The following is a 21,669-nucleotide window of genomic DNA, read 5'->3' as shown; positions in this document are numbered from 1 at the left end:
GAAGGCCCTCCGATGGGAGTGCACGTGCAGACTGACCGGGAGTTCTGGAGCGGTGTGCTGACCGCCGGCGGCTTCACCGCGGTTCCGCGATGGGTGGCGGAGCCGGTGGCGGGGGTCGCCGAGTACGAGGCGCCGGTGCCGGACGACGTGGCGGCCGCGGTGCGGGACCTGGCGCGGCACCTTCAGGTACCGCTGAGCGCCGTCCTGCTGGCCGCGCACGCCAAGGTGCTCGCCGCGCTCTCGGGTGAGCGGGACGTGGTGACGGGTTACCACGTCGCCGGGACGGGGCCCGGGCCGCTGCCGTGCCGCCTGACGGTCCCGTCCGGGTCGTGGCGACTGCTGGTGTCGAGCGCGCATCACATCGAGTCGGAGTTGCTAGCGCACCGCGAGTACCCGGTGGACGAGCTCCGCCGGGAGTCGGGGATGACCGGGCCGTCGTACGAGGTCGTGTTCGACCCCACGGGATGTGAGGGCGGCCTGGTCGACGACGCGGCGCTGGGCGTGGGCTGGTGTGACCGGGACGGGGGGCTGGTGCTGCGGCTGCGGTACCGCACGCAGGTGCTGGACGCCGAGTCCGCGGGCCGCATCTGCGGCTACCACCTGTCCGCGCTGGCCTTGATGACGGCAGATCCGGACGCCGACCACACCCGGCAGAGCCTGCTGTCGGCCGAAGAGGTGCATGACCAGCTCGAGGGCCTCGCGGGGCCCCGGCGGGACCTGCCTCGGATGCGGGCGCACGAGCTGTTCGAGCAGCGGGCGCGGGAGCATCCGGTGGCCGTGGCTGCCGTGCACGGCGATCGGGCGTGGACGTACGGGGAGCTCAACGCGCGCGCGAACCGGCTGGCGCGGGCGTTGCTGGCGCAGGGGCTCGACAGGGAAGCCGTCGTGGCGGTGGTCACCGAACGCAATCTCGACTGGCTCACCGCGGTGCTGGCGGTGTTCAAGGCCGGGGGCGTCTACCTGCCGATCGAGCCGCATTTCCCGGCCGGCCGTATCTCGGCGACCCTGTCCCGTGCCGGGTGCAAGCTGGTGCTCACCGAGCCCGGCAGTACGAAGAACCTCGACGAGGCCATGGCCACCCTGCCGGGGATCGAGCGGCTACCGATCGAGGCGGCGTGCGCGGACGGCCACGGCGACACTGATCCCGGGGTGGAGGTCAAGGCCGATCAGCTCGCCTACATCTACTTCACCTCCGGCTCGACCGGCGAGCCGAAAGGGGCGATGTGCGAGCACGCGGGCATGCTCAACCATCTGTTCGCCAAGATCGACGACTTGGGCATCGATCGGGGGCAGGTGGTCGCCCAGACCGCCCCGCAGTGTTTCGACATCTCGCTGTGGCAGTTGCTGGCCCCCCTGCTGGTCGGGGGGCAGACCCTGCTGGTCGAGCAGGCGGCGATCGTCGACGTGGAGCGGTTCGTCGACACCGTCGTACGCGGCCGCGCCGCAGTGGTCCAGGTCGTGCCCTCCTACCTGGAGGTCGTGGTGTCGTACCTGGAGCAGCACCCACGCGCCCTGCCCGATCTGAGGTGTGTGTCGGTGACCGGCGAGGCGTTGAAGCATGAGCTGATCGAGCGCTGGTTCAGGCTCCAGCCGCGGATCAAGCTGGTCAACGCCTACGGACTGACGGAGACCTCGGACGACACCAATCACGAGATCATGGAGGGCGTGCCGGACGGCGACCGGGTGCTGCTCGGGCGTGCGGTCAACAACGTGCGCGTCTACGTCGTCGACGAGCAACTGTCCCTCGTGCCGCTGGGCGCTCCCGGGCTGATCGCGTTCTCCGGGGTGTGCGTCGGGCGCGGGTACATCAATGATCCCGAACGCACCCGTGCCGCCTACCTGGAGGACCCGTACCGGCCGGGCGAGCGGTTCTACCTGGGGGGTGACTGGGGGCGCTGGCACCCGGGCGGCAAGCTGGAGTTCCTCGGCCGCCGGGACAGCCAGGTCAAGATCCGTGGTTTCCGTATCGAGATCGGAGAGATCGAGAACACCCTGCTGCGGGTTCACGGGGTCCGAGACGGTGCGGTCGTCGTCGCCGAACGGGCCGGCGACAGCAAGCACCTCATCGCGTTCTACACCGGCCGCCGCCTGCAAGTGGAGGAACTGCGCCAGGCCCTCGGGGCCGCGCTGCCGGGCTATATGGTCCCCTCCGCCTTTCACTGGCAGCAGGGCCTGCCGCTGACCGGCAACGGGAAGATCGACAGGAAGGCCCTGACCGCGCTGGCCGAACAGGCTGGGACGGGACCGGGCCGCGACACCGGCGGGGAGCAGCATCACCTGCCCCGTACCCCGACCGAGCGGAAGCTGGCGGCCGCCTGGGCCGAGCTGCTCGGCGTCCCCGAGCACCAGATCGGCAGGCAGGACCACTTCTTCGACTCCGGCGGCACCTCGCTGTCGGCCGTGAAGCTCACCATCGCGCTGGACCGTGCGGTGTCCCTCAAGGACATCACCCGCAATCCTGTGCTCGCCGATCTCGCCGCGCTGCTCGACGGCACGGCCCAGCAGCAGGCGGAACTCTTGCAGCCCCTGTCCGGGCAGGACGGCGTACCCGAGTCCGCGCTCGTGTGCTTCCCGTACGCGGGCGGCAACGCGGTCAACTACCGGTTGATGGCGCGTGCTCTGACGGGCAGCGGGACCTCGGTCTACGCCGTGGACCTGCCCGGTCACGACCTGGCCGCCCACGACGAACCGTTCGCGCAGATGACGCAGGTCGCTGAGCAAGTCGTCACCGAGATCGTGCGACGCGGGCTGACCAGGGTCGTCCTCTGGGGCCACTCCTCAGGAGCCGCGCCGGCCCTGGAGACGGCGCGGAAACTGCGGCAACGGGGAATCGAGGTCGCGCGGGTGTTCATCGGCGCCCAACTGCTCGGCACCGCCGCCGACCGGCGTGCCGCGGTCACCGAACTCACGCGGCGGAGCAGCGCCGAGATCGCCGCGGACCTCACCACGGACAGCGGCTACACCGAGCTGGGTGAGCTGAGCGCCCAGCACGCCGAGCATCTCGGCGCCGCCTACCGGCACGACTGCGTGTCCGCCCACCGCTATTTCGCCGACGCCCTCGAGAGACCGCCGACCGTGAAGCTCTCCGCTCCGGTCACCGTGGTCATCGCCGCAGACGACCCCTACACGACCGGATTCCGCGACCGGTACCGCGACTGGGAGCACCTGGCCGACCACGTGGACCTGCACGAACTCGCCGACGGCGGCCACTACTTCCTCCGCACCAGGCCGAACGAAGCAGCACAGGCCGTCCTGGGAACAGCCGAACTACTCGCGTCCTCTTGAGCCTCCACGAGCCTCCTGAGCGGCAACCGAAAGGAAAGCAGATGTCGTCCTCCTCATCCCTGGCCCCTGTGCTCGAGGTGGAGCTGGAACCGGACAAGCCTCCGATCATCCGTGTGGAAACCCCCGCAGATGCCTCCGGCTGGGCTGCCGAGTACCGCAACGCCCTGCGCGCGCAGATCACCGAACACGGGGCGGTTCTCGTCCGCGGGCTGGGACTGCGGGACGCGGATCAGGTCCGTGCCGTCTTCGCAGCGCTGGCCGGTGACCTCATGACGGAGACGGAGGCCTTCGCACCGCGCACGTCCTACGGCCCCGGGCTGTACTCCTCCGCCACCTGGCCGGCCAACCAGCCGATGTGCATGCACCACGAACTGAGCTACACGCTGGAGATTCCCGGCCTGATGCTGTTCGCGTGCCTGACCGCGCCCGGCGAGGGCGGGGCGACCGCGGTGGCGGACGCGGAGCGAGTACTGCAGGCGCTGCCCAGCGCGGTCACGGAGCGGTTCGAACGTGAGGGCTGGCTCCTGACGCGCTCCTACAATGAAGAGATCGGGGCTTCGCTGGAGGAGTCGTTCGGCACCGGGAACCCCGAAGCCATCGAGTGCTACTGCCGCGCGCACGACATCGACTTCGAGTGGCAGTCCGACGGCTCCCTGCGCACCCGGCAGGTCCGTAGTGCCGTAGTCCGGCACCCCCTCACCGGTCGGCGCTGCTGGTTCAACCAGATCGCCTTCCTCAACGAGTGGACGCTCGCCCCGGAGGTCCGCGAGTACTTGGTCGACATCTACGGCCAGGACGGGCTGCCGTTCAACACGCGCTTCGGGGACGGCACCCCGGTCGGCGAGGACATCGTTCGCATGCTCAACGAAACCTACGAGGAGCACACGCGACGTGAGCCCTGGCAGGACGGCGACCTGATGCTCGTCGACAACGTACGCACCGCACACAGCAGAGAGGCATTCAGCGGAGAGCGCGAGGTGCTGGTCGCCATGGCCGACCCCCGGCGCCTGACCGACGGATGCCCGACCCCGGAGGCGAGCCGGCGATGACCCGCACACCCTCCCCCGCCACCCAGCAGTCCACCTCGAACGGGGCCCCGGCGCCGACCTTCGCGGTCATCCCCGGCGCCCAGGTGCAGCAGGCGCTCCGTGGACGCGAGAAGCAAATCATGGAACTGATCGAGACCGCCTACCGGCTGCACGGCGCGGGCGACTCGGTCAATCCGCCGTCGTACTTCCTGCGCTTCCCTGACCGCCCCACGTCCCGAATCATCGCCCTGCCGGCCTCCATCGGCGGGTCGGTGAACGTGGACGGCCTGAAGTGGATCTCCAGCTTTCCGTCCAACGTGGAAGCCGGGCTGCCCAGGGCCTCCGCGGTGCTCGTCCTCAACGACCACGACACCGGGTACCCCTTCGCCTGCCTGGAGAGCTCCATCATCAGCGCCACCAGGACCGCGGCGTCCGCCGCGCTGGCGGCCGACTGGCTCAGCCGCGGCAGACCGCGCCCCGCCCGGGTCGGATTCATCGGCACCGGTCTGATCGCCCGCTACATCCACACCTTCCTGACCGGCACCGGCTGGACGTTCGAGAGCGTCGGCGTACACGACGTGTCCGCGGACAGCGCCGCCGGTTTCTGCGGCTATCTGCGGCAGGCGAACAGCGCGGAGGACACCGGTCGGGTCACCGTCCACGACACCGCCGAGGAGCTGATCCGCTCCAGCGACCTGGTGGTCTTCGCCACCATCGCCGGAAAGCCTCACATCACCGACCCGGCCTGGTTCAGCCACCATCCCGTGGTCCTGCACGTGTCCCTACGGGACCTCGCCCCCGAGATCCTGCTCGAGTCGGCCAACTTCGTCGACGACGTCGAGCACTGCCTCAAAGCCGACACCTCCCCCCACCTGGTCGAGCAGCTCACCGGGAACCGCGACTTCCTGGACGGGACCCTCAACGACGTCATGACCGGACGCGTGACCCCTCCGGCCGACCGGCCAGTGGTCTTCTCGCCGTTCGGGCTGGGCGTCCTCGACCTGGCAGTCGGCAAGTACGTCTACGACGAAGTCGCGCTGGCCGGACACCTCCACCTCATCGACCACTTCTTCCACGAGCTGCGCCGATACGGCTGAACGCCTGTCCCCTCGGCTCCGGCACCAGGAGGCCACCGTGCCCGTCATCTCCGCTCCCTATGCCTTCAACGAAAGCCAGCTCTACGTCGACCTCGAGTCGATCTTCGGGCGCTCCCTCTACCTGAAGTGCGAGGGTTTCAACTTCGCCGGCTCGATCAAACTGAAGGCCGCGATCGAGATGGTGGAGACCGCCGAGCAGGACGGAATACTGAAGCCGGACTCGGTACTGGTCGAGTCGTCCTCGGGAAACCTGGGCGTTGCGCTCAGCATGATCGCCGCCAGCAAGGGCTACCGGTTTCTGTGCGTGACGGACTCCCGCTGCAACCTGTCCACCCGACTGCTCATGGAGGCTCTCGGCAGCGAGGTCCACATCATCGCCGATCTGGACGCCAACGGCGGCTTCCTCGGCGCCCGCATCGACTACGTACGCGCCCTGTGCGAATCCGACGACCGGTACGTGTGGCTCAGTCAGTACACGAACCCCGGCAACTGGCAGGCGCACTATCGCAGGACCGCCCCGGAGATCGTCCAGAACTTCCCGCGGCTGGACGTGCTGTTCATCGGGGCGGGCACGACCGGGACCCTGATGGGCTGCGCCCGGTTCTTCCGGCACTGGCACCGGCCGGTGCGGATCGTCGCGGTGGACAGCGTCGGCTCGGTGAGCTTCGGCGGCGAGCCGGGCCGCCGGATGATTCCCGGCCTCGGCATGAGCATGCGCCCGCCCCTGCTCGACGAGTCCTACGTGGACGAGGTCATCAGGGTCGAGGAGGCGGACACCATCCGGACCTGCCACCGCCTGGCCAGACGCGGGTTCCTGTTCGGCGGCTCCACCGGGACCGTGGTCAGCGGCGCGATGGACTGGCTGGCCCGGCACGACTCACGCCGTCTCACCGCGGTCGCCATCGCCCCGGACCTCGGTGAGCGCTACCTCGACACCCTCTACCAGGCCAACTGGCTGGAGGACCTGTACGGCGAGCACATACTCGACTCCGAGGAGATCACCGCCGGCTCCCGCAGAGCCGAGCCGAGGCCACGGGCGTCAGGGCGCCGGCGCAAGCACTAGAGGCCGTCCTGGTCGGTGCGGCGGCCGTGGCAGATGGACGCGCCAGCGACGCCGACGAAGGCGAGGGGCTGTCCATCAGCGATCCGAACTCGGCTCCGCCGCGCCGCCCGAGGTCGATTCGGGTTTCGTGTGGAGGACTTCGCGGGCCTGCTCCGCGGCGCGGGTGATGCTCTCGGAGACGAAGTCGAGGAAGCGTGCGATGTTCTCGAGGCGGGTGCCGGCCGGGGTGCCCGGGCCGAAGATGTCGACGCCCTGCCGGGCTGTTTCGACGAGCTGGGCGGTGCTGCGGGCGCTGGCCATCATCGACTGGTACCAGATGTCGTCGTCGACGATGTAGCGCTCGCGGCGGCGTTCGTCGCGTTCCCGGCGGATCATGCCCTGCTCGTCGAGGAACGCAACCGCCTTGGAGACGGACGCCGGGCTCACCTGGAGACGCTGGACGAGTTCCGACGCGGTGACGCTGCCCGTGTCGCTGAGGCAGATGCAAGCCATCACCCGGGCCATCATCTTGGGCGTGCCGGACTGTATGAGGACGGTGGTGAACACCTCCTCGTACTCGCGCACCGCCTCGGCGTCACGCCCGTAGGGCTGCGGGGGTGTCGTCGAGTCCCGGGGCGCGGTCTGTCTGCGGCGGTGGGCGCGGTGTTCGGTGGCGCGGTGAGCGAGGTCGGCGCGGTAGCCGGTGGGGCCGCCGTTGCGCATGACCTCGCGGGTGATGGTCGAGGTCGGGCGGTCGAGGCGCCTGGCGATCTCCGCGTAGGCGAGGCCGTCGGCCAGTCCCAGCGCGATCTGCTGGCGTTCCTGCTGAGTGAGTCGGCCTCCCGGCATCGCGGGTCTCCTTCGTGGTCCGTGGTGACTCCACTATAGCGTTCACTTTCCATCCATTGCAACGACCGAAGTGAGGGTTGTTGCATTAGATTCCGAACCATTGCAACGATTTCTAGCTCTCTACCTGCAGTGATGACGTTTCTACGCAACAGATACGTTGCCACTTTCGTGAATGCAACGTAGCGTTTCTCACGTCGGAAACAGCGGTCCAAAGGAGCGCACGATGCAGAAGAAGGAGAGCACCATGCAGAGGTTCGACACCCCCGCCCCGGTCTCGGCCGTCCTCGACATCCCCGCGGGACACATCCGGTTCATCGCCGCCGACCGGGACGACACCACGGTCGAGATCCTGCCCGCGGACGCCTCCAAGAGCCGCGACGTGAAGGCGGCGGAGCAGACCACGGTCGAATACGGCGACGGTGTTCTGCGGATCGAGGCCTCACCCGCGAAGAACCGGATCCTCGGCGCTTCCGGATCCGTCGAGGTGACCATCCAGCTGCCCGCCGGCTCCCGTGTCGAGGCGAAGGCGGCCGCCGCCGAGTTCCGGGGCGTCGGACGGCTCGGCGACGTCGACTACGAGGGCGCGCAGGGCTCGGTCAAGCTCGACGAGACCGCGAACGCCCGCCTCACCCTTCAGGCTGGCGACGTCTCGGTCGGTCGCCTGGGCGGCCCCGCGGAGATCAGCACCCAGAAGGGCGACATCCACATCGCCGAGGCCGTGCGCGGCACCGTCACCCTGCGCACCGAGCACGGCGAGATCTCGATCGGCGCCGCCCCCGGGATCTCCGCCTCCCTGGACGCCGGCACCGCCTACGGCCGGATCCACAACGCGCTGAAGAACGCCGAAGGCACCGCCGGCCTGGACATCCACGCGACCACCGCCCACAGCGACATCACCGCCCGCAGCCTGTAAGAGGGAGAGCTCCACTGCTGCTGATGACCGTCGGCAGCACCGTGGTCGGCACCGCGGTCTCCGTCTCCAACGACATGACCGAGGGCATCATCGCCCGCTTCCGCACGATGGCGATCCACCGCGGTTCCGTGATCGTCGGACATGTCATCGGCAGCGTGCTGCAGTCGATCATCAGCGTGATCCTCGTCGGCGCCGTCGCCGTGGCCATCGGTTTCCGCTCCACCGATGCCACCGCCCTGGAGTGGCTCGCGGCGTTCGGACTGCTCGTGCTCTTCGCCATGGCGCTCACCTGGATCGCCGTCGGCATGGGCCTGGTGAGCCCGAACGCCGAGGCCGCCGGCAACAACGCCATGCCGCTGATCCTGCTGCCGCTCCTGTCCAGCGCCTTCGTCCCCATCGACGCGATGCCGGGCTGGTTCCAGCCGATCGCCCAGTACCAGCCGTTCACGCCCGCCATCGAGACCCTGCGCGGCCTTCTGCTCGGCACCGGGATCGGCAACAACGGATGGCTCGCCGTCGTCTGGTGCCTGGGCCTCACGGTGCTCGGCTACCTCTGGTCGACCTCGAAGTTCAACCACGACCCGAAGTAACCGCCATGACAACGCGGGCCGCCTCCCGCACCTCGTACCACCCCAGGGCGGCGTACACCGACACCGCGTCGGAGGTCGCCCTCGGCGGCGGCGCTCCTGTCCACGGACCGCGCCAGGACCCGCCGGGTACCCGATCGGCCGCGCTCCCACACGCCGCCGCGGGGCCATCACCGGCCCGGCGCACCGGGCGCGCATCGGGCCGCAGACCGCCTGTGTCCGCGCCCCATGGCCGCCCGGATCGGCGTCCTGCTCGCCGCGCACACCGGCGAAAACCCATTGCCGCCGTCCGGGCGCCGCTGAGAGTGTCGGGCCATGCCCACCTTCTCCGCGCACGACGGGACCAGGCTCGCGTACCACGTGTCCGGAGACGGCGTCCCCGTGGTGTGCCTGCCCGGCGGCCCCCAGGACTCCGCATACCTCGGCGACCTCGGGGGCCTGTCCGCGCACCGGCAGCTGATCATGCTGGACATCCGGGGAACCGGCGGGTCGGCGACCCCCGAGGACCCCGCCTCCTACCGCTGCGACCGGCTCGTCGACGACGTGGAGGCGCTGCGCCGGCAGCTCGGCCTGGAGCGGATGGATCTGCTCGCCCACTGCGCCGGAGCCAATCTCGCGGCCCAGTACGTGAGCCGCCATGCGGAACGGGTCGACAAGCTCGTGCTGGTCACGCCGAGCGTCAGGTCCGTCGGGATCACGATCACCACCGAACTCCGGCGCGAGACCGCGCTGCTGCGCAGCGACCAGTCGTGGTTCCCGGGCGCGTTCGCGGCCCTCGAAGCGATCCTCGCGGGCCGGGGCACCGGCGAGCACTGGCAGGCCCTCGCGCCGTTCTCCTACGGCCGTTGGGACGAGACGGCCCGCGCCCACCGGGCTGCCGAGGACGAGCAGCTGAGCATGGAGATCGTGGCAGCGTTCGGTGCCGAAGGCGCCTTCGATCCGGAGGCCACCCGTGCCGCCCTCGCCCGGTTCACTCCACCGGTGCTGCTGCTGGCCGGCGAGGTCGATACGGGAGCCCCTCCCCGTACGACGGCGGAGTTCGCCGGGCTGTTTCCGAACGCGCACTGCGTCGTCCAGCCCGGAGCGGGCCACTTCCCGTGGCTCGACGACGCGGCCACGTTCGTGGCGACGACCACGACGTTCCTCGGGCAGGAGACCACTCGGTCCCCATGACCCGCTCTGTCACCACGCCGCCGTGCCGCCGAACGGCCGCCGCCCCGTAGCGGCGGCCGGTTCCTCAGCGGCGCCTTCCCTGACAGTCCATGGGGTGGGGACCGCCGTCCCGGTCGTCCTGCCGCCGCCAGGCCGTGACCCTCAGCGGGCCTCCGTCCTCAAGGCGGCAAGACCCGCGTCCGGCAGATGGATCCACCCCTCCTGCCGAGCCGCCGCATGCTCGTCGGGAGAGTGCGGCCACATGGTGCCGCCGCACTGGACGGCGCGGGCGACCAGGGCACAGACCAGGGCGTCGAGATGGTCATGGCTGTCGGCGCACCGCGCACGCACCTGCTCGGGCAGCGGCAGCCCGAGGCCCGCCTCGACCGCTGCGACGATGTGCTCCCGGACGACCCGCGCCTCGGGCGCCCCGCTCTTGTAGCTGTGGGCCGGGCGGATCCCCCAACGCCGCAGTGCGGCCGCCGGGTAGACCTCGGCGACCGGCCCCGATCCGTCACGGGGCACGGCGACGCCGGCCGCCACCAGCGCGTCCAGCAGATAGGCCGCCCGCAGCGCCACCACACCCAGCAGGTCGGTGGACACCGACAGCGGTGGCCGCATCGACGTCGCCTTCCAAGTGAGGTCGTCGGTCAGCCGGAAGCGCAACGCGTCCAGACCTGGTCTTCCGTCCGCACGAGCCTCGAACCTCACTGGTGGCGGCAGCCGTACACCCTGGTGGTGGGCCGCGATGGTCGCGACGAAGTCCGACGGCCAGCCGAGAGGACAGTCCAGTCCGGTCTTGTCGGCCGCCCGGACGATCGCCAGCAGTTCGTCGTCCCCGTCGGGCACCACGAACTCCACTGCCACATCGCCTCCGGCGCCCCAGACCGTCCGGCACACAGCCGTACGCCGTGCACTCGCCGCCAAGTCGACGCCGACCGTCACCACCTGCCGCCGCATCATGCCGAAATCCTTCCGCAGCCTGCGCCCATGTCGACTTTTCCCGCTCAGGCACACATGCCCGGCGGGTGAACCGTGCGCGTGTCCGCCGGTTGCCGGGGCATCCGGGTTCCGGGAGGTCGAGATGAAAACGAGTGCCATGGGCCCGTCCGGCCGGATGGCGGCGCGACGCGCCGCGAAGGGCTCTGTGACGCGGGGCGCCGCCCGGGCCGGGTTGACCGCACGCGGGGTGATCTACCTGCTGATCGGCGTACTGGCGTTGCGGATCGCCTTCGGTGACAGCAAGCAGCAGGCCGATCGCGGTGGCGCCCTCGCCGAGATCACGCACGAGCCGTTCGGCGCCGTCCTGCTGTGGGCGCTCGGCATCGGGCTCGCCGGCATGGCGCTATGGCAGCTGTCCGAGGCGGTGTTCGGCTCGGTCGGGCCGGACGGCGGCAAGGCGAAGCAGCGGCTGCCGGCGCTGGTCCGGTGCGTGTTCTATGCGTTCGTCGCTTGCTCCGTACTGCTGTTCGCCGCGGGCGCCGGAGACGGCGGCGGGTCCAGCGACGAGCAATCCCGGGACGTCACCGCCAAGGTCCTTGGCATGCCCGCCGGCCAGTGGATCGTCGGGATCGCCGCGGCCGGCGTCATCGGGACCGGCGTGTGGATCGGGATACGGGCCGTGCGGCGCGACTTCCACGAGGACCTGAAGCTGGGCGAGATGACCCCGAGGGCCCGGCGACTGGTGGACATCACCGGTGTGGGCGGCGGCGTGGCGTGCGGACTGGTGTTCGCCGCGGCGGGGGCCTTCGCACTACGGGCGGCGATCGAGTACCGGCCCGACCAGGCCAAGGGACTGGACGACACGCTCCGCTCGTTCGCCGGCACCCCGTTCGGGCCATGGCTGCTGGCGCTGGTCGCCGCCGGCGTCGCTCTGTTCGGGCTCTTCTCCTTCACGCTGGCGCGCTGGTCCAGGCTCTGAGCCACGGCTTCGTCCGGTCCTGGGGCACAGCTGCCTCCGGGCCAGCCGGCACGTCTGTCGCCGTACCGCGGGGAGTCGCCGACCGTACGGGCCGCCGGTCCCCTGTGCCGGCGGCCCGCACGGGATTCGCCGGGCGAGGCCAGGAGCGGCCGCCCGAGACTGTGGTGTCGGTCCGAAAAGGGCGCCTCGTGCGGACCCGGACGGCACCGCGGAGCACCCGGCCACGATGCGCGGGAGCGCGGCCATGCACCGGCTCATCGACCTCGTCGACCTCGACGAGCGATGGCGAGTCACGGTCTACACGGTTACCCGACGCCCTCGGCCACGGCCACCCCAGCGCCGGGGCGGCGGAGGCCATCCGAGAACATGACGCGCGTCGGTTGAAGTTTGCGTCAGCCGGGCCTTGCGCCGGTATGGGTATAACTACGTAGGCGGACGGGTGGAGAGGGACAAGTGACGTACGGGCGGGGCAATGCCTATGAGCGCATGTTGTCGGTGGCCGTGGCAGCGCTGCACGAGCGTGACCCGGACCGGCTGTGGCCGCTTCTCGCCGAAACCCTGCCGGGCGTGTGCGGTGGCGAAGCCCTGATCTACAAGCTGGACGAGTGGAACGAGAACAGCGGCACGGTGGGCCTGCCACCAGGCGGGGCGGCGGCGTTCGAGCTGCTCGATGAGGAGTCCATGGGACTTCTGCGGGCGGGCTACCCCTTCGCACAGCACTACGCGACGGAACACGACCGGGCGCCCGTCACGGCCCGCCAGGCCGCCGGCACCCGATGGCCTTCCAGCCCGACCGCGCGTTTGATCGGCGAGCTCATGGACGTGAACCATGTTCTGGCGATCCCGCTGCCCGGGTCGAGCACGCCGGTCACCGGATGCCTCATCTACCGCTCCGGCAAGGACTTCGACGACGACCACATACGCCTGGGCCGGCAGATGCAGCCCCTCCTGGCCGCCGTCGAGCAGCAGCGGCGGCTACTGCAACGCTGGCAGCGGACGGTGGTCCGGGCGGACACCGCGGGTGCCCCTGACGGACCCGCCCAGGACTGCGACCTGACGCCCCGCGAGACCACCGTCCTCCTGCTCCTCACCGACGCCCTGACCGCCGCGGCCATGGGACGCCGTCTCGGGATCTCCAGCCGTACGGTCCACAAGCACGTCGAGAACATCTACCGCAAACTCGGCACACGCGACCGCATCAGCACAGTGCTCCGCGCCCAGCAGCTGGGCCTCGTGCCCACGCCTGGCTCGCCCCGGCCTCTGCGCGGCGGGCAAGGACCCGAAGCCGGAACGGCGTCCGGGACCGCCGCGTTCCTTCCCTGACGACCGTGCCGCCCGCCCGTGTCGCGGACGTGCATGCGCTACTGGGCGCGGGCCACGAGGAGAGCCACGTCGTCGTGGTCGTCCGGGTGGCGGAGCCCGTACAGCAGGAGGTCGCAGGTCTCTTCCAGCGGACGGGAGGGTTCGTCCAGGAGGCTCAGCAGGAGGTCCAGTCGGTCGTCGATGGGGTGGTGGCGGGTCTCGACGAGTCCGTCGGTGTAGAGGATCAGCAGATCGCCGGGGCCGAGGTCGACAGTGGTGGTCTCGAAGGGGACGCCGCCGACACCGAGCGGAGCTCCGGGCGGAAGGTCCAGCAAGGTGGGTGCGCGTCCGCGACGCACCAGAGCGGGCGGCATGTGTCCTGCGTTCGCGATGTGGCACTGCCTTCGCTGTGGATCGCACACGGCGTAGACGCAGGTGACGATGTAGTGCTCCAGATCACAGGTGATCTTGTCCAGGTGCTGGAGCACCGCGTCGGGGGCGAGGTCGAGGTCCGCGTAGGCGCAGGTGGCGGTCCGCAGCCGGCCCATGGTGGCGGCGGCGTCGATGCCATTACCCATGACGTCGCCGACCACGAGCGCGGTCTTGTCGTCGGCCAGGGGGATGACGTCGTACCAGTCGCCGCCCACCTCGCTGGTGGCCTGGGCGGGCTGGTAGCGGGTCGCGAGTTCCAGACCGTTGTGGTGCAGCGGGTGGTTGGGCAGCAGGCTGCGCTGGAGGGTGAGGGCCGTGTTGCGCACGCTCTGATACCACCGCGCGTTATCGATGGCCACGGCGGCGCGACCGGCCAGCTCACTGGCGAGTACGACGTCGTCGTCGTCGAACGGCAGGGGATTGCGGGTGCGCTTGAGGTCGAGCGCCCCGAGCACCTCGCCGTGGGCGATCAGGGGCACGGCGAGATATGAGTGGACGCCGGCGCGAGCCAGCAGCGAGGTGCCCTCGGGGTCCCGGGCGATGCGCATCAAGTCGTTCTGGCCCACGTGCCGCACCAGGACCGGCCGGCCGGTGTGGACACACAGGGTGACCAGCCGGTCGCTGTCGTAGGTGGCCAGGTCACCGGGCGGATCGGCGGCACGGAGGGCCACGGTGGGGTGCGCCGCCTTGAAGGCGAGAGCGCGGAAGAGCTCGGGTCCGCTGTCGGGCGTGCCGGTGCGGCGGCAGGCGAGGGCCGAGTCGAGCACGTCCACGGCGACGATGTCGGCGAGCACGGGGGCCGCGATATCGGCCAGTTCGCGGGCGGTGCGGTCCACTTCCAGGGTGGTGCCGACGCGGGCGGAGGCGTCGGCGATGAGGGCGAGACGGCGTCGCGCCCGATCAGCCTCGGTGGCTGCCCGATGGCGCTCGGTGATGTCCACGACCGAGATCGCGCCGCCAAGAATGCGTCCGCCCGGGTCGTCCAGCCGGTAGAAGGAGATGGACCAGGCGTGGTCGTGGTCGGGATCGGCGGGGGTGCGGCCGACGGAATACTGGTCGAGGATCGGGGTTCCGGTGGCCAGGACCTGGTGCAGGGCGGACACGATGGTGTCGATGTCGGGGATGGACAGGGTGTCCTTCAGATGGCGGCCGATGTGCTCGTGGGCGGGCAAGCCGTCGATACGCTCCAATGCGGGATTGATCAGAAGGAAGCGCAGCTCGGGGTCCAGGAGGGCGAGGCCGATCGGAGACTGGTTCACCAACCGCTCGCACAGTGCCAGGTCGGTCTCCACGCGCTGGAGTGTGCGGTGGTCGGCGGCGATGCCCAGGGCGAAGACGTCCCCGACGTCATTCAGCAACCGCATGTTGCGGAACTCCATCAGCCTGGTATGGCCGTCCTTGTGCCGGATGGGAAAGGCGCCCGCCCAGCTGCGGCCGGTCTGCATCACCTCGGCGAACAGGGTGAGGACCGCCTGGAAGTGCTCCGGCTGGATCAGCAGGCGCGCCGCGTAGCTCCCCAGAGCCTCTTCCGCGGTGTAGCCGAACAGTTCCTCGGCCTGCGGGCTCCAGAACACGATGCGCCCTTCGGGGTCCAGCACCACCGCCGCGACACTGAGGAGGTCCAGCAGCCCGGTCGCCCCGGACTGGTCGCCGTTCACGTGGAAGGATTCGGTTTGCATCCCAGATCTCCCTCCGTGTGCCGACATGAACCGCGGGCGGGATCCGCCATGTTCCATGGCCGGCTTCCGGTCGTTCCATGCTGCTCATCGCCGAGTACCCAACCCAGTCCGGATGCGATTCGTTGGCATGCACAGGTGGTCCGCCGGACGCGGCCCCCCGCGTGGACGAAGAGGGCTGCAACCGACCGGTGCGGCCGCGCACGGTCCGTCACGGTGGCCGTCGAGGTCCCGACGACGGTTCTCGGCTCCCGGTACCGATGCGGCTGTGTAGTGCTTTGTCGCTCCCCCGCTCACCACCGCGGTACGTGCACTGCGGCGTGCGGGACCTACTCTGCGTGATCTTTATGTCGTAGGATCGAACCAAAGATCCTGACATGCCCTTGCGGAGCAATGACCGGGTCGATCTGACGGACCGCATAGGCCGGTTGTGTTGGACCATGCCCTGCCAGGAGTTCTTGTGCACAGGCCGAGTGAATGGATCCGCCGGGGCTCTCCCCGAGCGCCGGGCTGTGCGACCCCGTGCCCCTTGGGTCCCCCGAGGCCTGTGCCGATGTGGGCTCGCCCCCTGCGGAGCGACAGGTGATCGAGCCTGGCCGCCGTCGCGCCGAGGACCGCCGTGCGCCCCAGCCGAACAACTCGGGGCTGCAGGTGCCCGCCCCGCCCGCATGGATGCGCTGGCTGCCGGCCATGTACGTGGCCATCGTCCTGGCCATCGAGCCGGTCACTCCCGTGCAATGGCCGGTGAGTTTCCTGCTCATCGCCCTTCCCCTGGTCGCCGCCTTCGCCCACGGCCCCACCACGGTCGCCGTCGTCATGGTCTGCGCCATCGCCCTCGAGGCCCTCCTCGCCGGCACCCCGTGCTGTGCGGGCCGCTCGGTGGGTTTCCTGTGGGAGCGCCACTATGTGGCCGCGTACATCTCCACCGCCCTGATCGGCGCCCTCGGCGCCATCGTCGCCGCCCACCGCACCCGCCGGGAGCGAGCCCTCGCCACGGTGCGCGCCGTGGCCGAAACCGCGCAGCGGGTCCTGCTGCGCCCGGTCCCCCACCGCCTCGGCCAGGTCTGTGTGGAAACCCTCTACCTCTCCGCCGCCGCGGAGGCGAACATCGGCGGGGACCTGTACGAGGCCGTGCCCACCGCGCACGGCGTCCGCCTGCTCATCGGTGACGTCCGGGGCAAAGGCATGGTCGCCGTGGAGACGGCGGCGACCATGCTGGGCGCCTTCCGCGAGGTCGCCCACGACGAGCCGGATCTGGCCGCGGTGGCACACCGGGTGGAGACGAGCATGGCCCGCCGAGCCGCCCAGCTGCCCGGCAGCGAGATGGCGGAGCGCTTCGTCACCGCGGTGTTCGCCGAGATCCCCGAGGACGAACCCGTCGTGCGCCTGGTCAACTGCGGCCACCCACCACCCCTGCGCATCGGCCCGGGCGGGGTCACCGAGCTGGAATCGGCCGATCCCTCGCCCCCCATCAATCTCGGCGTTCTGATCGGTGACCACTACCGCGTGGAAGTCGAGTCCCTGCGGCCCGGCGACCAACTGCTGCTCTACACCGACGGTGTCACCGAGACCCGCGACCCCGACGGAAACTTCTACCCGCTGATCGAACGCGTCCGGGGATGGGGCGCGCTCCCGCCCCGTGAACTCCTGGACCACCTGCACCAGGACCTGCTCTCCTTCAGCAACGCACATCTGGACGACGACACCGCCGTACTCGCCGCCTACCGCCTCCCGGACCCGGCGGACCAGCTGATCCAGCTCTGAGGTCTGCCGAGCCGCCCGAGCGGTCCCAGGTAGTCGACAGGGAAAGCGGCCAGCGGCTGCACGGCACCGTCCACCCGAATTCGAGCGCAGATTCGGCGTCTGTGTCGGCACGCTGGGTACCCGCGCTCGTTGAAGCACATCTTGCGAGGGTATGGGGCGAAATAGGCATCAATGGGTGCCCCGTCCGCGACGGCGGGAGTCGAGCACCGCGTACGCAGGCCCAGCAGACCCGCGCCAGGAGGCGAGGAAGGGAGCAACGCCGTGCGTTACCGCAACCATCGGCAAGCCGGACAGGAACTGGCCGAACGGCTTCTGGAGTGGGCCGGCAGCGGTGATCTCACCCACGTGATCGTGCTCGCGCTGCCACGCGGCGGTGTTCCGATCGGGGCGGAGATCGCCCGGGCCCTGAAGGCCCCCCTGGACGTACTGGTCGTCCGCAAGATCGGCGTGCCCGGTGCTCCGGAGATCGGCATCGGCGCGATCGTCGACGACGATCCGCCGCTCTTCGACGCCGTGGGCCTGGAGGCGATGCAGCTGGACGAGCACAAGCTCGGTTCGGAGGTCGCCGGGGAACGGGCCGAACTGTACCGGCGCGAAGGTCTCTACCGGGCAGGGCGCCCCGCGCCACACGTCACGGGACGCACCGTCGTACTCGTGGACGACGGACTGGCGACCGGCATCACGGCTCGGGCGGCACTGCGCCATCTGCACCACGAGGCCCCGCACCGCCTCGTCCTCGCCGTCCCCGTGTGCAGTCGCTACGCCGCGCGGGAGTTGCAGGAAGAGGCCGACGACGTGATCTGCCTGCACCAGCCGCAGCACCTCGGGTCGGTGGGCGAGTGGTACTCCGACTTCGAGCAGGTCTCCGATCAGGAGGTGCTCGAGGCGCTCGAGACGCTGCGGGACCTCCACCCGGCCTGAGCCCGGGACGTCGCGGCCGGTGGTGAACCGTCGGAGCGCGTGTGTCGGCCCACCCTGGGTACCCGCAGTGACCGGAATATCGGACAGCCACGGGGAGATGAACAAGATGATCTCCGAGTTGGTGATGGTGCCCACCGAGGAAGCGGTGCTCACGGGTGACCTGGTGGTGCCCGGGCACGTACCCGCGGTGGTGCTCTTCGCACACGGCAGCGGCAGTTCCCGGCTCAGCGTGCGCAACCGCGCGGCCGCAGCCGAGCTGCACAAGATGGGACTGGGCACATTGCTGCTGGACCTCCTCTCCGAACGTGAAGAGCGCGAGGACGCGGCGACGGCCCAGTACCGCTTCGACATTCCTCTGCTGAGCCGGCGCCTGGGCGCCGCTCTCGACTGGCTGGCGCAGGAGCCCAACACCAGGGGCCTTCCCGCTGGCCTGTTCGGGGCCAGTACGGGGGCGGCCGCGGCGCTGATGGCGGCGGCCGAGCAACCGGAGCGGGTGTATGCGGTCGTCTCCCGGGGCGGGCGGCCGGACCTGGCGGGCGACGCCCTGGAGCAGGTGAGAGCACCGGTCCTGCTCATCGTCGGGGGCAACGACGAAACGGTCCTGAATCTCAATCAGGAGGCCGCCGCGGCGCTGTCGGCGCCGCACGAGATCTATGTGATACCAGGTGCCACCCACCTCTTCCCGGAACCCGGCGCCCTGGAGCAGGTCGCCGAGGCCGCCGGGCAGTGGTTCCTGGCACATCTGTCGCAGCGGGAAGGCCCCGAGCGGCGGCAGCCGGGGTGACTCTCCCGACGCGTTGCCTCCGCCGCCCTGACCGACTGGAGCAAATGCCATAAAGGATGAATAAATCACCCATATTGGGGAATTCGTTGCCTAAGGGAATAACCTCTCATAGAGGGGAGACGGCAGCGATGTCGTATCCGCGGCAGTCCACCAGTGCAATGGGCACGCATCCCGAACTGGCAGAGATGCGGGAACGGCTCGAGCGCACGGCCTCCAGCGGCTCGGCGATCGCCATCGAGGGACTGATCCTCCTGGCGGGCGTCTACGCCGCGATCTCAGCTTGGGTCGTGCACTTCTCGGCCTCTGAGCGCAATCTCACCGTCAGCAATCTGATCGTCGGCATCACCCTCGCCCTCATCGGGCTGTGCCTGACCATGGCACCGGAACGCATGTTCCGCCTGGCCTGGGTGGTCGCGCCGCTCGGCGTGTGGCTTCTGATCTCCCCCTGGGTGGTCACCGCGGCCCACAGTGCGACGGCCGGCATCATCTGGAACAACTGCGTTCTCGGCGCGGTGACGCTCCTTCTGGGGCTCGCCGCGATGGGCCTGACCATCGGCGTAGCCCGCCGCGGTCGGTGAGCCGGAGAACCCGCCGAGAGCCGGCGGGACACCTCCCGCTGGACGCAGGACGTCCTTCGGCTGATCAGGCGGCCGTGTCGATAACCGCCAGCAGCCGTGTCAGGACATCGTCCCGGAAGAGCGCGCGGCCCTGAGCCGCGCGGTGCTTCCGGTCGGGACCGGCTACGGCGATTCGTCCCAGCGCGTCGAGCAATTCACGCTCGTCGACCGCGAGGTTGGAGAGGCCGAGTGCGGCCATACGCCGTACCCCGTCCGCGCCATGGCCGGGCAGGGGCCGGTACCCCACGACCGGAAGCTCCGCGGCGAGGGCCTGTACCGCGGTCTGCCCGGCGGCGTTGTCGACCAGAGCCCGGGCTGCGTGCAGCAACCCGGGCATGTCGGCGGTCCAGCCCAGGGCGAGCACTCCCGCGTCGCCGGACAGGGTGCCGCGGAGCCGCTCGTTGCGGCCGCACAGGACCACCGGAAGGAAGCCGCGCGCGGCGAGCAGCCGTGCGGTGCCGGGGAGGCGGGAGCCGGCTCCCCAGGCGCCCGCGGACAGAAGGACCGGTGGGCGTCCGGGACCGTGCCGCTCGAAGCGCCGTGCCCACAGGGCCGCCGTGGCCGACGGTGCGAAGAACTCGGGTGCCACGACGGGTCCGGCCGCCTCGGCGGGTACGGAGATGTCCTGACGCACCTCGTCCGCGGCCTGGTCCGTGACGCAGAGATACGTGTCGTTGCCCTCGTGGAGCCACTGCCGGTGCACGGCGAAGTCGATCAGGACGACGGCGCTCGGCACCCGGAGACGGCCCTGGGACCGCAGATGACCGGTCAGTTGCGCGCCGAGGTGGAAGACGGGGACCACCATGTCCGCGCCGGCGTCCTGCACCAGTGCCATGAGGCGGTCGCCGGCGAGCCTGGCCAGCGGCACGCCGCTGGGCCGACGGCCGGTCCCGCGCCGCAGGAACACGCGATAGACCGCCGCGTACGCCCAGGGGAAGCTCCGTACGGATGCCTGGTAGCCGCTGCGCAGGCCCATTCCCAGGCCGGGCGGCAGCAGACCCAGGACGTCGACCACATGTGCCTCGTGACCGCGGCTCCACGCACGGCGCGCGAGTTCGGCTGCCACCGCGTCGTGTCCGGACCCCATGCTCGCGCTGACGATCAGCAGCCGCCGGGAGTCCCGCCGGGCGTGCCGGGCAGGCTCAGCCACGGCATGCGGGAGAGGCTGCGGGGGCAGCCGATCGTGGTGCGATCCCATCGGCGGAGCCGCGCCCGTCACCCGTCGTGGGCGGACGGGTCACGTCCGCTCGCGTCGCCCGCTGTGGCGACGCAGGGGAAAATGCACATATCAGTACCGATTGTCCTTGTTCATCCATGTCCAAACGCCTCCGACCCCTTTCCGAGTTTCAGAGTGTGGCGAGCGGGATACCCGTCTGCACCCTTGGCTCGAACCAGGAGCAGTCGCCTTCCGCCCGTCACTCCGGTGTCCGCCAGTCGCAGCTGAGGTCAGCCGCCATGTCTCATGCTCCCTCCCGTGTTCGATCCGCTTCCGCCTTCCCGGTGGACGCGCCGTCCGAGACGGGCAGGCGTTCCGATGGCCGGTCGGTTCGGCGGGGTACGGCACTGGTGACCGGCGCGTCCTCCGGCATCGGAGCCGCCGTCGCCGGACGCCTCGCCGCAGAGGGAGGGTGGCGGCTGGTGCTGAACGGGCGCGACATGACCCGGCTGACCCGTGTCGCCGCGCAGACGTCCGCGATCGCCTTCCCCACGGATCACACCACGCCGGGTGCCCACCGCCGGCTGGCCGAGTTCGCACTCGACCGCCTGGGCCGGGTGGACCTGCTGGTGGCGTGCTCCGGCATCGGCTGGGCGGGCGACTTCGGCAGCATGCCGGCCCGCGACATCGACGAGGTCATCGGCGTGGATGTGCTCGCCACGATGCACCTCATACGGCAGCTTCTCCCCCACATGGTCGAAGCCGGCTCCGGACGCGTGGTGATCATCGGATCCTTCGCGGGCACGGTGGGCGTACGCGACGAGGCCGTCTACTCCGCGGCCAAGGCGGCACTCGGCACCTTCGCCGACGCCCTGCGGTACGAACTGCGCGGCACGGGTGTGGGCATCAGTCATGTGGTCCCCGGTGTGGTGGACACTCCGTTCTTCGATCGGCGCGGGGTGCCCTATCTGCGGTCGAGGCCGAAGCCGGTGCCGCCCGAACGGGTGGCGGAGGCCGTCTGGTCGGCCGTGTGCCGGGGCCGGGACGAGGTTTTCGTACCCGGTTGGCTGCGCCTGCCCGCGCGAGTGCGCGGCGCGGCACCGGGGCTGTACCGGCGGCTCGCCGCCAGGTTCGGATGAGTGA

General features: G+C 70.3%; 17 protein-coding genes and 1 pseudogene. 14 read left to right on the top strand and 4 right to left on the bottom strand.

What is annotated here, in order from left to right; all coding sequences use genetic code 11:
• Positions 1–12 precede the first annotated feature (12 nt).
• The 4 genes from ACWDA7_RS19310 to sbnA are packed head-to-tail and all read left to right on the top strand — an operon-like array spanning position 13 to position 6,473.
• Entirely contained in the window at positions 13–3,285 is a 3,273-nt protein-coding gene (locus tag ACWDA7_RS19310; RefSeq protein ID WP_450605465.1) for a non-ribosomal peptide synthetase, read from the top strand.
• A gap of 41 nt (positions 3,286–3,326) precedes the next feature.
• The gene (locus ACWDA7_RS19305) at positions 3,327–4,334 is read left to right on the top strand and encodes a TauD/TfdA family dioxygenase (RefSeq protein WP_450605464.1); all 1,008 of its coding nucleotides are present in this window, start codon (positions 3,327–3,329) and stop codon (positions 4,332–4,334) included.
• Positions 4,331–5,410: a 2,3-diaminopropionate biosynthesis protein SbnB gene (gene sbnB, locus ACWDA7_RS19300; protein WP_450605463.1), complete on the top strand. Its 1,080-nt coding sequence runs from the start codon at positions 4,331–4,333 to the stop codon at positions 5,408–5,410. The genes ACWDA7_RS19305 and sbnB overlap by 4 nt, the downstream gene beginning before the upstream one ends.
• A gap of 37 nt (positions 5,411–5,447) precedes the next feature.
• Complete coding sequence (sbnA, locus tag ACWDA7_RS19295) at positions 5,448–6,473, top strand: 2,3-diaminopropionate biosynthesis protein SbnA (protein WP_450605462.1); 1,026 nt, start codon at positions 5,448–5,450, stop codon at positions 6,471–6,473.
• A 75-nt stretch (positions 6,474–6,548) separates the two neighbouring features.
• Here sbnA and ACWDA7_RS19290 read toward each other — a convergent pair whose 3' ends face one another.
• A complete protein-coding gene (locus tag ACWDA7_RS19290) occupies positions 6,549–7,301 on the bottom strand; it encodes a helix-turn-helix domain-containing protein (protein ID WP_450605461.1) in 753 nt (250 codons plus the stop codon).
• A 244-nt stretch (positions 7,302–7,545) separates the two neighbouring features.
• Here ACWDA7_RS19290 and ACWDA7_RS19285 point away from each other — a divergent pair, with 244 nt between their 5' ends.
• The 3 genes and pseudogenes from ACWDA7_RS19285 to ACWDA7_RS19275 all read left to right on the top strand — a co-directional run bounded on the left by ACWDA7_RS19285 (position 7,546) and on the right by ACWDA7_RS19275 (position 9,974).
• Positions 7,546–8,214 carry a DUF4097 family beta strand repeat-containing protein gene (locus tag ACWDA7_RS19285; protein WP_450605512.1) on the top strand — a complete coding sequence of 223 codons (669 nt, stop codon included), beginning with the start codon at positions 7,546–7,548 and terminating at the stop codon, positions 8,212–8,214.
• A gap of 14 nt (positions 8,215–8,228) precedes the next feature.
• Positions 8,229–8,804: pseudogene (locus ACWDA7_RS19280) on the top strand (ABC transporter permease); the annotation flags it as partial.
• Between the two features lie 312 nt (positions 8,805–9,116).
• On the top strand, positions 9,117–9,974 hold the full coding sequence (locus tag ACWDA7_RS19275) for an alpha/beta fold hydrolase (RefSeq protein ID WP_450605460.1): 858 nt from the start codon (positions 9,117–9,119) through the stop codon (positions 9,972–9,974).
• Positions 9,975–10,115: 141 nt separating this feature from the next.
• Here ACWDA7_RS19275 and ACWDA7_RS19270 read toward each other — a convergent pair whose 3' ends face one another.
• Positions 10,116–10,916, bottom strand: a complete 801-nt coding sequence (locus ACWDA7_RS19270; protein ID WP_450605459.1) for a DUF429 domain-containing protein — start codon at positions 10,914–10,916, stop codon at positions 10,116–10,118.
• 121 nt (positions 10,917–11,037) lie between these two features.
• Here ACWDA7_RS19270 and ACWDA7_RS19265 point away from each other — a divergent pair, with 121 nt between their 5' ends.
• Positions 11,038–11,874 (top strand): DUF1206 domain-containing protein, encoded by an 837-nt coding sequence (locus ACWDA7_RS19265; RefSeq protein ID WP_450605458.1) that lies wholly within the window; start codon positions 11,038–11,040, stop codon positions 11,872–11,874.
• 453 nt (positions 11,875–12,327) lie between these two features.
• The gene (locus tag ACWDA7_RS19260) at positions 12,328–13,197 is read left to right on the top strand and encodes a LuxR C-terminal-related transcriptional regulator (RefSeq protein ID WP_450605457.1); all 870 of its coding nucleotides are present in this window, start codon (positions 12,328–12,330) and stop codon (positions 13,195–13,197) included.
• 38 nt (positions 13,198–13,235) lie between these two features.
• Here ACWDA7_RS19260 and ACWDA7_RS19255 read toward each other — a convergent pair whose 3' ends face one another.
• Complete coding sequence (locus ACWDA7_RS19255; RefSeq protein ID WP_450605456.1) at positions 13,236–15,287, bottom strand: SpoIIE family protein phosphatase; 2,052 nt, start codon at positions 15,285–15,287, stop codon at positions 13,236–13,238.
• A 669-nt stretch (positions 15,288–15,956) separates the two neighbouring features.
• Here ACWDA7_RS19255 and ACWDA7_RS19250 point away from each other — a divergent pair.
• From ACWDA7_RS19250 to ACWDA7_RS19235, 4 genes are all read left to right on the top strand, one after another.
• Entirely contained in the window at positions 15,957–17,048 is a 1,092-nt protein-coding gene (locus ACWDA7_RS19250; RefSeq protein WP_450605511.1) for a PP2C family protein-serine/threonine phosphatase, read from the top strand.
• Between the two features lie 261 nt (positions 17,049–17,309).
• Positions 17,310–17,969 carry a phosphoribosyltransferase gene (locus ACWDA7_RS19245; RefSeq protein WP_450605455.1) on the top strand — a complete coding sequence of 220 codons (660 nt, stop codon included), beginning with the start codon at positions 17,310–17,312 and terminating at the stop codon, positions 17,967–17,969.
• 106 nt (positions 17,970–18,075) lie between these two features.
• Entirely contained in the window at positions 18,076–18,753 is a 678-nt protein-coding gene (locus ACWDA7_RS19240; RefSeq protein ID WP_450605510.1) for a dienelactone hydrolase family protein, read from the top strand.
• 128 nt (positions 18,754–18,881) lie between these two features.
• Positions 18,882–19,331 carry an SPW repeat protein gene (locus tag ACWDA7_RS19235; RefSeq protein WP_450605454.1) on the top strand — a complete coding sequence of 150 codons (450 nt, stop codon included), beginning with the start codon at positions 18,882–18,884 and terminating at the stop codon, positions 19,329–19,331.
• A gap of 64 nt (positions 19,332–19,395) precedes the next feature.
• On the opposite strand, the gene ACWDA7_RS19230 is transcribed toward ACWDA7_RS19235, so the two are convergent.
• On the bottom strand, positions 19,396–20,568 hold the full coding sequence (locus tag ACWDA7_RS19230) for an MGDG synthase family glycosyltransferase (RefSeq protein WP_450605453.1): 1,173 nt from the start codon (positions 20,566–20,568) through the stop codon (positions 19,396–19,398).
• 257 nt (positions 20,569–20,825) lie between these two features.
• Here ACWDA7_RS19230 and ACWDA7_RS19225 point away from each other — a divergent pair, with 257 nt between their 5' ends.
• The gene (locus ACWDA7_RS19225) at positions 20,826–21,665 is read left to right on the top strand and encodes an SDR family NAD(P)-dependent oxidoreductase (protein WP_450605452.1); all 840 of its coding nucleotides are present in this window, start codon (positions 20,826–20,828) and stop codon (positions 21,663–21,665) included.
• The last annotated feature ends 4 nt before the right edge of the window (positions 21,666–21,669 follow it).

Source organism: Streptomyces sp. NPDC001156, assembly GCF_053598275.1.
This window is presented reverse-complemented; position numbering and strand designations above follow the sequence as displayed.